The sequence below is a fragment of the Nostoc sp. UIC 10607 genome (genome assembly GCF_047228265.1).
Lineage (GTDB): Bacteria > Cyanobacteriota > Cyanobacteriia > Cyanobacteriales > Nostocaceae > Nostoc > Nostoc foliaceum_A.
Genome location: NZ_JBIQNW010000118.1, coordinates 1 through 11,095, shown reverse-complemented (window position 1 = coordinate 11,095; position 11,095 = coordinate 1). Strand labels below are relative to the sequence as shown.

Sequence of the window (11,095 nt, the reverse complement as noted above, 5' to 3'; positions counted from 1 at the left end):
GTAATAATCTACTTTTCAACTCTTACTGCGGCAAAGTTATGGTTTCAAAAATGGCAAACTTATGGTTACAGTCACAACCGCAGAGGGGCAGAGGAGCAGAGGAGCAGAGGGGCAGAGGAGATCGGGAAAGAAAGAATGCTAACGTTTCATTAACCAAGGTGTTGGGTTGGCAATCATATTCACCAGGCCACCTAAGATTTGGTTGTAGATTCCATATAGTTCTCTACCTAATTCGATATCTAGATAGTTACACTTAACAGCAAACTCAATCCAAGTCTGAGTTTCAGCAGCTTCAGCTTCACAGTCATTCAGTTTCGCGACAAAGGCTCCTTCATATCGCCGCTTTCTCCAAGCTTCAGCCAAATTTGCACAAACAGAGCGTGACGAGCGACGAATCTGATCAGTTAATGAATAACGCTCTTCGACAGGAAATTTTTTGGAGAGTTCAAAGATTTTCATGGCGGCATCAAAAGCCATTTGATAAACTTTCAAGTCTTTATGACTTTTAATCGGTTCTTTCTCCATCTCCTCTGCCCCTCTGCCCCTCTGCTCCTCTGCCCCTCTGCTCCTCTGCCCCCCTGCTCACTCCTTTTCCAACATGCGATCGCGGAGGGTGCATGTTGGCAACGGAATATAAACTATTGCGCTGCCGATGAATTTTGGTTATCCCTGGTATCGCCTATAATGCGTAAGTCAAGCAATACACAGGTTTTAAATGCTAACTTCCAGTTATAGTTAGCCGTAACTTATTATAGGCACAATGCAACCATAACTTTGACTGAGTGCAAAGATAGTTTACAAAAGTTGCTCAGGCGGTTGCCATAATATTGGTTCAGCGAAGAGACAGAGGCATTGCTGCCAATATTGCATTCGGGAAAACTTTTCTCCCTGAAGCGGTTCCTGTTCCTCAATTTCTAAGATTCGGATCATGCATAACTGCAACCGCCTTGATGCAGAACCGTCTGGGAATACAAATTATCTGCTTTAATTACAAAAATCATCTACTCGAATATCCCGCCAGACATCAGACACTTGCCAGCCGGAATTGCCCACCGATTGTACTGGAGGATTGTCAAGGAATGGAACATAGTCAGGAACTCTAGGCTCTGAAATCGCTACTGGTTTCTCCTCAACCTCAACCACAGGGGCTGGAGAATTGACAGTATTAGCTTGAAGAAGTTGGTCTTCTGCTTCTTCGATTAATTTCATCTGTTTTAGAGTAAGCTTGTCGGATTTTTTGATGATTTTCTTTGTCTGTATCTCATTAGAAGTATTCATCGGCTGTTCCCTCGAAGGCATTGGCTTAAAATTTGGATGAGTAAAGTTGGGAGAAGATGGGTATTAATAATTGCACGGAATTAACAAGGTACACCAAATCTATGGAAAATACGAGTTCCTTGCTGAAGAATTTACCAATTGAGTACAAATTTCTTTTTCATACAGATGCCCCAGCATAATCTGTTATACAGATGCAAGTATTAAGCGATCGCTTCTTCATCATGACTGTAGGTCAAGATTGTTTTGCGTTTTTGAGTCCTAATAAGCAGATAATAGATGGTTGAGAGTTCTCGCTGTGGAGGAACAGCGTTGAGAAACTTATCAAGTGATAAAGGCACAATCTTAGTAGTAGATGACGAAGCCAGCATCCGCCGAATTTTACAGACGCGGTTAGAAATGATTGGCTACAGCGTAGTGACAGCTAGTGATGGTGAAGAAGCTTTGTCAGCTTTTCACCTGTTGACCCCTGATTTAATAGTTCTGGATGTGATGATGCCAAAGCTAGATGGCTACGGTGTCTGTCAAGAATTACGAAAACAATCAGATGTGCCAATTATCATGCTCACAGCTTTAGGAGATGTAGCAGACCGAATCACTGGGCTAGAGTTAGGTGCTGATGACTACATGACGAAACCTTTCTCACCCAAGGAACTGGAAGCTCGAATTGCCTGCGTACTAAAACGACGCTCCCACAAAACCAGCATTAATAGTATTCCTAACTCTGGGATAATCCATCTGGACAATCTCAAAATCGATATCAATAAGCGGCAAGTCCACAAAAATGAGCAACGCATTCGGTTGACAGGTGTGGAGTTTAGCTTATTAGAGTTGTTAGTTAATCATTCGGGAAAGATTTTTTCAAGGGTCGAAATATTACAGCAATTGTGGGGCTTTGTACCAGAGATGAATACAGACACCCGTGTGGTAGATGTGCATATTTCACGATTGCGGACAAAGGTAGAATCCGACCCCAACGACCCAGAATTCATTATCACAGCAAGAGGTAGCGGTTATTTTTTCCCACGAATTATTGATTCAGAACAGGAATAACAGACAAATATGAGTAAGCTCATCTTAATTACAAGCATAAGTAAAGGTCTAGGTTATGCGATGACCGAGGGTTTTATTCAACAGGGACATACTGTTATTGGTTGCGCCCGTTCATCAGATGCTATTGATAAAATACGCCAAAAATTTAGTGCTACCAATGATTTCACATCTGTAGATGTGGCAAATGACTGGACTTTGGACTAAAAGGCTAGAGAAAAGCAGTCAGCAGTAACACTGACTGCCGTAAAGTCAATGAAAGTAATCGATAAATCATTGACGCGATGAGCCTGACACAACTAGAAAAATTCCGCCAAGCTGTCTATGATTGTTTGGGGAAGGCCAAAGATGCAGTATTTGAATTGATGGATGCAGTATTGACAAGTCCGAGTATCCCATCATTTGTAAGCTTGTCACAAAGCCCAGTATTTCGACGGCAATGGTCGAGCATTTATGCGGCACTACATGATAGTCGTCCACCGAAAATGTTGCTGATGAAGCTACTGGTACAGGAGGTAGCGACGGATGAACAGCCATTTCTAGCAGGAGATCATAGCTTTTGGGCAAGACCAGAAGCGAAGACACTAAAAGAAAGAACTTTTCATGGGGATAGAGGGGGGAGCATAGGCATCGGACTTTCGTTACAGTACTGTCTTCGTGGATACCAGAGGCGGATGGAAGTTGGGCATTACCGTTGAAACATGAACGGATCACCAGCTTTGAAACACCAACAACTAAAGCAGCATTCCAACTCAAACAAATCACTCGTGAGTTAGAAAAAAGACCGCTTGCTGCTTATGACCGAGGTTACGGCAACGCCTTTCTTTGTGCAAGCCACGGAGGAGATTGACGCAGACCTTGCCCAAGGGCATCAACCACCTCAACGTCCCCGTTATCCCACTGTCAAAAAACACCCATCTAAAAAACCTAAAACCGAAGAATCACTTAAGAACGCTGATCTAACTGCTGCTTAGTTTCTGCTTCTTTTTCAACGATTCAACTTAACTCAGCCTCTAAAAGAAGTTGGGTAACTTTTTCTTGCTTTCTATTCATTGCTGCTAAATGCCAATTAGTCCAAACTCAAGCTCCGATTAACCAACCACAAAATTGTTGTTGGTTAGTGACAATCCAGTAGATAGTTGTGCAAATTGTACCTCAGTAAACCCAGACGCACTGCCATCAAGGTCAAAGAACAATCCACCTGTAGCGCTGTTGTAGATAAATCGCTGAGTGTTAGTGGTTGCAGATGTTCCGATGGTAAACTGACTTGTCTCAAGTGTACCTGTTACTAACCCGCCACCAAAACCAGCAGAGGATATCTGAATACGATCATTAGTTGTGCTGAAGTTCTCAAGACGATCTAGCCCTTGATTGTAACTCTCGAAAACAAAGGTATCTGCACCTTTACCTCCAGTCAGGATATCATCGCCAAGACCACCGTTAAAGCTATTATTACCAACAGCACCAGCAGCAGAAAGATGATCGTTGCCATCGCCACCAATGAGCAAGTTATTGCCTGATGAATTGTCAACAATCAATCTATCGTCACCAGCACCACCAATGAGCGTGTTATTTCCAGTGGTCGAATAAACGCCGTATTCAGTATAGAAATCATTACCAGAAGCAGAGAGATAATCATTGGCATCGCCACCTTCTAGTAAGTTATTGCCTGATGAATAGTCAGCAATCAATCTATCGTCGCCTGCACCACCAATGAGCGTGTTATTCCCAAAGGTAGTATCGATGTAAAGCTCGCCACGATACTCAAAAAAAGATCCAGAGGCAAAGATATTATCATTACCATTCCCACCATCCAGCAGATTATTGCCATTTGAATAGTCAGCGCTTAAGCTATCGTCACCTGCACCGCCATATATTTGATCATTACCATTACCGCCACCAGAGAGAACATCGTTGCCATTGCTCCCGACAATATAATCATCGTAGGCTGTACCTAAAATATTTAATCGTTCAATATTTTTGTAGCTAACTTGATTTGAGCCAGTTTTAATCGTGCCTTGGTTAGTAGTTACATCGAAAGTGGAAGTGATTCTTTCACTACGCTGGTAGTTAATAAAAGATAATAAATCTTCCCCTGCACCACCATCTATTGTATCATTTCCATTATCACCGCTATCCAACGAATCGTTACCATTGCTCCCGACAATTTGATCATCGTAGCGTGTGCCTACAATCTCTAATCGTTCAATATTTTTGTAGCTAATTTGATGTGAGCCAGCTTTAATTGTGCCTTGGTTAGTAGTAGCATTGAAAGTTGAGGTAATTCCGGCGGTAGCTTGGTAGCCATAAAAAGATAATAAATCCTCTCCTGCGCCACCATCTATCAAGTCATTGCCATTAATGCCCCCATCCAAGGAATCGTTGCCACTGCTGCCGATAATCCGATCATTGTAGTTTGTACCTGATATCTGTAATTGTTCAATATTTTTGTAGTTAATCAGATTATTACCAGCAGTAATTGAGCCTTGGTTAGTAGTGGCATCGAAAGTTGAAGTAATTCCCTCGGTAGGATAAGCATAATAGAATTTCAATACATCTTCGCCAGCCCCCCCATCTACTGTTTGAACCTTTAAAGATGGAGGAGGATTTTCTAAGATGATATAGACGGAATCATTGCCATTCCCGCCTTTGATGGTGTTATTGCCAAATCCAGATGCATTCCTTCCTAAATAGTCGTAGTAGCTAGAGACAAAGAGAGTGTCATTGCCATCGCCACCGTCAAGCAGATTATTGCCGGATGAATTGTCAACACTCAAATTATCATCACCAGCGCCACCAATGAGCGTGTTATTTCCAGAATTAGCAAACGTATTGTTAAAAAAATCTCTACCGACAGATAAGCTATCATTGCCATCACCCCCAGAGAGTAAGTTATTACCCGTGGAAGAGTCCGCGCTTAAGCTATCGTCACCAGCACCACCAATGAGTGTGTTATTGCCAGATGAATTAGAGACAGATAAGTTATCATTGCCATTACCCCCAGAGAGTAAGTTATTACCCTTGGAAGAGTTAGCGATTAAGCTATCGTTACCAGTGCCACCAATGAGTGTGTTATTGCTGGTTGAATAATCAACACTCAAGTAGTCGTTACCAGCACCACCAAAAATTTGATCGTCACCGTAACTTGTATCGTTACCACTGCTGCCTCCGAAGAGGTCATCATTACCATTGGTTCCTACAATATAGTCATTGTAGATAGTGCCCCTAATATCTAATCCTTCAATATTCTTATAGTTAATCAGGTTCGTACCAACTCTAATCCAGCCTTCGTTAGTGGCAGTATTGAAAGTCGAAATGATTCTACCTGTAGCGTTGGTCAAATATAAAGATAAGCGGTCATTGCCAATCCCTCCGTCTATCTTTTTAGTGATTAAGGAATAGGGTGCAGTTGAGTAATCAAGACTGATGTAATCATCGCCTTTACCGCTAAGAATCGTATCGTTGCCATTACTGCCGAAAATCTGGTCGTCATAGGCTGTGCCTACAATCCTTAATCGTTCAATATTTTTGTAGCTAACTTGATTGTTACCAGATGTAATCAAGCCTTCGTTGGTAAAACTATCGAAAGTTGAAGTTATTCCTTCAGAGGACTGGCTGAAATCTACAGACAAGTAATCGTAATCCTTTCCTCCATCTACAGTTTGAGTGATTAAGGAAGAAGGCACAGTCTTCGAGGCAGATAAATAAAAGGAATCATTCCCTGCATCGCCATTGAAGTTATTTGTACCTTTGACTTTATCGGCGTAAAAAGAATCATTCCCTGTTCCGCCTGAAAGCTTATTGTTGCCAGTAGAGTCACTAATAGTCAGGGTATCATTTCCTGCATCACCTTCCAGTACGTTGTTACCATAACTATCAATGAGTACGTCATTCCCAGTACCACCTATTAGGGTATCGTCCCCAGCATCACCGCGCAGTACGTCGTTACCATTCTTACCTTCAATGCGATCGCTACCTGCTTTACCATTAATCTGATCTACTCTGTTGCTGCCTATTAAAGTATCATTATCGTTGGTTCCAAGAATCCTTGCCATAACTTTTTCCTACCTAGAGTGTTTCTGCTGTAATTTAAGTTTTTAATTGCAATCAGTAAGGTTTGAGAACACAAAGCGATGTCTACGACGGACTACGCTTACGCCAAAATTAAAACTTTTTTTGGCCTAGTTCCATCTACCCTTAAAGGTGAATATTATTCCCGAAGTTTAGCCTTATTGATTAGCTTATAAGCCGTACTTATCGAGTGAGCAATTTCGGACTCTCTCAGCTTTAGCTCATACAAAGAAATCAAATACTGAGTTTGACACTTTTTCAAATATCTTTGATGAATGCATATGTTATCCATTGCATTCCTCATTGAAAAAGTATAGGAAAACAAGATTAAACACCTGAAATTGTACTTTCAGTTAGGCTTTTATCAATTGCTAAACTCAACTGCATTGAAAGTATCAAACAGTTGATAGGGAATAGGACTTTCTGTAACTTCACTGTAGGCTATTGCCTATAGCTCTCTAGCTTTAAAATAGGAAACGTATAAACACAGTTATAACTATATACTAACTTTTATACTTAGGTAGCCATCTTTGCTGACTCTTCACATTCAGAAACAACGTATTTATATTGACTTTACTTTACCTAACTAAATGAGAAGATTAAAGCTATATCAAGTCCCAGGTGTTAGTTCCAAAACGGTTAAGAATTAAGCAGTATTACGGTCGGTTCGCTGATTTAAAAAGCTAGAAGAGGAATTAATGCACTGTAAAGCTTATGGAGCTTAATTAGATAGGATTCTGGTAAGCACTTATCCAGGTACAAGGTAAGGGAAGGTGTAAAGCGACTGCGGTATTCCCATCAGGGTTAAAATTTGTTGTTGAAGTTCACCAAGTTGAGTCATTTCGTAGCTGCCGTCTCGATGAAAATACATTGTTATACCATTGAAAGCATTCAACAACTTTTCTGCTGTTGGTTTGGTTGTGTGGCGCTTGGGATTACCATCATACAGACCAGCCAAAGATTCATTATGATGTAACAATTGACGACGAACCACAAACTCCATTAGAGTAAAAACTCGCAGGGCTATAGTCAGTAAAAACATTAGCCCCTTGATTCGTGTTTCATCTTGAAAGTAAATTGGTAATGCTGGCAATTGACCCCGTTTGAAACGGTGGAATCCCATTTCTGGTTGCCATTGTTCACGGTAATAAAGGACTGCCTGTTCTAGAGTCAGGCGTGGTGTTGGGGAATTAGTAACAAACAATCGCCACCCTGCTAAAGTCTTAGCCAGAGTAATTTCTGGCTGCAAAAGCTTGTAATCTAATAGTAAGGTAGTCTGCCTGATTCGACGGTAAGAGGCATTAGCGCCTGGTCGTCCAGAAGAGTTGTAGACTTTTTTGTAGGTGATTTTCTGCATCACCCTAACGGCAAAGTAGTCACTCACCCGATGGCGTTTGAGAAGAGTATTAACTTTAATTTGCAGAGCTTTGGTATCGTTTCCAGTTTTGAGAGCAAGTTTGGTCAAAGCGATTTCTGCGGTATCCAAGCGTTGCTCCAATCCCTGGATTTGTCGGCGTGCTAAAGCCGCAGAGCGAATGACTAACCATCTTTCAGACCAATGATGCCATTCTTTGGTGTTTGGATCAAGCCAAATACTACCTAGAGGCACTTCAAACCCGTCGCAGGCTGGTATCTCGACTAGCACTTGAGTGGGTAAGAAAATATTTTGTATGGGCGTGGGCGGGTTAAGTACCCAATCCTTTAATATGTCTGGGCGGTTGCCAGTCATTGCTAGGGGAAAGCAGTAGATGCCGCTATTACGGTCAATTTGCGCCCGGTTTGCCCAAGAGGATGCTTTACAATCGGCAATGTAGAGAAAGTCTGTATGCCCAATCACTTCTACCAAGCGTTGCCATGTGGGAAAATAGATTGGATCGTCAGCACCATTACCAGTCAGGGTAGCGCTAACTAGTGGTATTCCCACTGGGTCGAGGGTCGAGAGCATTTGACGATACTGCAATAAGTCCGGTCTACGATCTTTGCTATGTCCTTTGTGAAGCAATGGTGGGGATAATGCTTGCTCAACCTGCTGAATAGTTAACACTTAAGGAATCTTCACCAGTACCACCGTTGAGGGTATTATCTCCTGTGGAGCTATAGCCATAAACATAGGAGCTGTACTCGCCGTCAGAGCCAGAGGCAAAGAGAAAATCATTGCCATCCTCCCCAGAGAGTAGGTTATCGCCTGATGAATAGTTTGCATTCAAGGTATCGTCACCAGTACCACCGTTGAGGGTGTTATTACCTGAAGATAAAGCTACTCCATTGTAATTGTCATTAGAGCCAGAGGCGATGAGAATATCATCGTCATCACCCCCAGAGAGTAGGTTATTACCTGTTGAATACTCAGCGTTCAAGCTATCGTTACCAAGTCCACCGATGAAGATGTTATTGCCTGAAGAAGGAGTAATGCTCATTCTGGGGTAGCCAGCAGAGGAAAGCACATCATTGCCATCCCCACCATCAAGCAGATTATTGCCTGTTGAAACGTTAACATACAAGCGATCATCACCACTGCCCCCGTTGAGGGTGTTATTACCAGACGACACCGTTTCAGAACTGTAATTGCCAGCAGAGGAAAGCACATCATTGCCATCCCCACCATCAAGCAGATTATTGCCTGTTGAAGAATCAGCACTCAAGTGATCGTCGCCAGAGCCACTATCGAGGGTGTTATTCCCCGCACCACCAATGAGAGTATCATTTCCTGCATCACCTCTGAGCATGTCGTTACCAGCACCACCCCTTAAAAGATCATTGCCACTTTTACCATCGATTTGGTCATCGCCACCCTGACCATTGATGACATCATCTGAATTATTAAAGCCGTTAACATTATTGTTCAGGTCGTTAAGGAAGGTGACTGTGTTCAAGTTGAAAATAGTACTTTGGGTGGAGTTGGCATTGAAGACATCAAAGCTATCTGTTGTACTAGTTTGCTCATAAAATAGGATATTGCCCAAGTTGACAGTAGCACCAGTAGATTTGCTGAGGTTTTCCAGGTTTTCCAAGGCAAAGTTTTGCAGAATGACTTTGGCACCATCTATCCCTTCAAAGGTAATTTCCAAATTGTTACTATTCTGGGTAAGCAGAAGATTTTGAGCAGTAAAACCATCGCCTTGAAATTTTATGGTGTCCACTTCAGCAATGATTCCTGCCAAGGGATTTACGCCTTTACCTACGCCACCGAAATCAGTGATCGTATCAATTCCAGCATTGTAATTGTAAACAAATTGATCTTTGCCACCACCACCAGTTAGGCTGTCATCACCTTCATTACCTGTGATGGTATCGTTACCTGCAAGACCCTTAATCGTGTCTGCCTTGTAACTGCCTACTAGAGTATCGTTACCGTTGCTTCCAATGATATTCGCCATAATTTTCTACCTACTTAAATTGATTTTTTCAGTAACTTTCAGTTGTGAATTTGCAGTTTCCCTTGTTTTCAAGCACAATAATTTACCGAAATCTGCATATTTCAGACTTCAACCCTGATGAACAGTAAATTTATCGAAAACTTACGCGATTAGATGGCTTTAACTATGACTTATTTAACTATTCTCTTACTATCTAAGCCTTAAGCACTGTACAGAATTATCAGGGTGTGTATTCATCACAATTGAATGCATACAACCACCCTTCATATTTGTTTTTTGCCAGTGCTTAAGTCTTACTAGAAAAGAAAATAGTCAACACTTGACTTCTGATCAGCAAAAAAGTTTTTATGCCCTCCTTGTGAACTATTTTGTTTGTGTGAATATCTAGCTTGAAAAAATAGCCTCAAAATAACTGCTTAGTAAATATATTACTTAGGTATCCATGCTGAAAAATGCATCTTTGCATATTCTTCATATTATTTGCCGAAAAATGTATATATACATACTGAGCTTTGTATATTCTTTACATTCTTCTCGTTTCTAAGCAATATTATCTAGGAATCAATAGTTTATTTATCTAGACTTACTATATATAGAATAAAATTTAAAGATACTTGAAAATTTAAAAGATATTTGGATACTCAAAGATTTATTGATGTTTGTGCTTACTTCTATTTTTTCTGTAGTCTATACCTTATACCTAGTGTATTTTGTGCCATTTCATTATGAGAGCAGAGTAGTAAAACTTTCATCAGTAGACTCACTAGGGTGGAAAAGTTAACTCACAATTTACAGATTAGTGCTACTTAATCTGACAAAAACTTAAATTTTGATAACGGCGAGTTGACCTGGAAAATGTCAAAATTAAATGAGTTTTGCGTAGGCGTGAGAAGCAAGTTACGCATAGCGTCTCTAAAAGTTGCGACTTCTTGCTAGACATCGCCACTTTTATATAGCGCGGATTTAAGATAACTAAGTTGGAATTTATGGGCAAGCAACGTGTTCTTTCTGGAGTTCAACCAACCGGCAATTACCATCTTGGCAACTACTTGGGAGCCATTCGTAACTGGGTAGAAGGTCAGAGCGAATACGAAAATTACCTGTTTGTAGCTGATTTACACGCGATTACAGTGCCACATAACCCAAAACAGTTGGCAGATGATACTTATACTCTGACTGCTCTGTATCTAGCTTGTGGTCTTGATTTAAATCACTCCACGATCTTTGTGCAATCTCACGTTCCGGCCATCGGTGAGAGGTTAGAGGGATTGCACTTTTGTCAAGAGGGTGCAGGAAAAGGGGATAAATCCAGCTTGGAGACT

General features: G+C 41.3%; 8 protein-coding genes and 2 pseudogenes. 4 read left to right on the top strand and 6 right to left on the bottom strand.

The window, feature by feature from the left end; genetic code table 11:
- Positions 1 to 138: 138 nt before the first annotated feature.
- The 3 genes from ACEYW6_RS34850 to ACEYW6_RS34840 form a co-directional block, all read right to left on the bottom strand.
- Positions 139 to 525 carry a four helix bundle protein gene (locus ACEYW6_RS34850; protein WP_412983390.1) on the bottom strand — a complete coding sequence of 129 codons (387 nt, stop codon included), beginning with the start codon at positions 523 to 525 and terminating at the stop codon, positions 139 to 141.
- Positions 526 to 795: 270 nt separating this feature from the next.
- Positions 796 to 930 (bottom strand): hypothetical protein, encoded by a 135-nt coding sequence (locus ACEYW6_RS34845; protein ID WP_412983389.1) that lies wholly within the window; start codon positions 928 to 930, stop codon positions 796 to 798.
- Between the two features lie 54 nt (positions 931 to 984).
- Positions 985 to 1,278: a hypothetical protein gene (locus ACEYW6_RS34840; RefSeq protein WP_412983388.1), complete on the bottom strand. Its 294-nt coding sequence runs from the start codon at positions 1,276 to 1,278 to the stop codon at positions 985 to 987.
- 276 nt (positions 1,279 to 1,554) lie between these two features.
- On the opposite strand from ACEYW6_RS34840, the gene rpaB reads away from it, so the two are divergent.
- The 3 genes and pseudogenes from rpaB to ACEYW6_RS34825 all read left to right on the top strand — a co-directional run.
- Positions 1,555 to 2,328: a response regulator transcription factor RpaB gene (rpaB, locus tag ACEYW6_RS34835; RefSeq protein WP_412983387.1), complete on the top strand. Its 774-nt coding sequence runs from the start codon at positions 1,555 to 1,557 to the stop codon at positions 2,326 to 2,328.
- Between the two features lie 9 nt (positions 2,329 to 2,337).
- Entirely contained in the window at positions 2,338 to 2,532 is a 195-nt protein-coding gene (locus ACEYW6_RS34830; protein WP_412983386.1) for an SDR family NAD(P)-dependent oxidoreductase, read from the top strand.
- A 77-nt stretch (positions 2,533 to 2,609) separates the two neighbouring features.
- A pseudogene (locus tag ACEYW6_RS34825) lies at positions 2,610 to 3,185 on the top strand (transposase); the annotation flags it as partial.
- 231 nt (positions 3,186 to 3,416) lie between these two features.
- Here the strand turns inward: ACEYW6_RS34825 and ACEYW6_RS34820 are convergent.
- The 3 genes from ACEYW6_RS34820 to ACEYW6_RS34810 form a co-directional block, all read right to left on the bottom strand.
- Entirely contained in the window at positions 3,417 to 6,380 is a 2,964-nt protein-coding gene (locus tag ACEYW6_RS34820; RefSeq protein WP_412983385.1) for a hypothetical protein, read from the bottom strand.
- Positions 6,381 to 7,144: 764 nt separating this feature from the next.
- Positions 7,145 to 8,440, bottom strand: a complete 1,296-nt coding sequence (locus ACEYW6_RS34815; protein WP_412983384.1) for an IS1634 family transposase — start codon at positions 8,438 to 8,440, stop codon at positions 7,145 to 7,147.
- Positions 8,418 to 9,773, bottom strand: a complete 1,356-nt coding sequence (locus tag ACEYW6_RS34810; protein ID WP_412983383.1) for a calcium-binding protein — start codon at positions 9,771 to 9,773, stop codon at positions 8,418 to 8,420. Before ACEYW6_RS34810 ends, ACEYW6_RS34815 begins: the two co-directional genes overlap by 23 nt.
- Before the next feature lie 986 nt (positions 9,774 to 10,759).
- Between ACEYW6_RS34810 and ACEYW6_RS34805 the strand changes: the two are divergent.
- Positions 10,760 to 11,095: pseudogene (locus ACEYW6_RS34805) on the top strand (hypothetical protein); the annotation flags it as partial.

Excerpts from the sequence above, each read along its gene's own strand:
- rpaB (WP_412983387.1), top strand. The coding sequence starts at position 1,555 with ATGGTTGAGAGTTCTCGCTGTGGAGGAACAGCGTTGAGAAACTTATCA.
- ACEYW6_RS34820 (WP_412983385.1), bottom strand. The coding sequence starts at position 6,380 with ATGGCAAGGATTCTTGGAACCAACGATAATGATACTTTAATAGGCAGC.
- ACEYW6_RS34850 (WP_412983390.1), bottom strand. The coding sequence starts at position 525 with ATGGAGAAAGAACCGATTAAAAGTCATAAAGACTTGAAAGTTTATCAA.
- ACEYW6_RS34810 (WP_412983383.1), bottom strand. The coding sequence starts at position 9,773 with ATGGCGAATATCATTGGAAGCAACGGTAACGATACTCTAGTAGGCAGT.
- ACEYW6_RS34830 (WP_412983386.1), top strand. The coding sequence starts at position 2,338 with ATGAGTAAGCTCATCTTAATTACAAGCATAAGTAAAGGTCTAGGTTAT.
- ACEYW6_RS34840 (WP_412983388.1), bottom strand. The coding sequence starts at position 1,278 with ATGAATACTTCTAATGAGATACAGACAAAGAAAATCATCAAAAAATCC.
- ACEYW6_RS34845 (WP_412983389.1), bottom strand. The coding sequence starts at position 930 with ATGATCCGAATCTTAGAAATTGAGGAACAGGAACCGCTTCAGGGAGAA.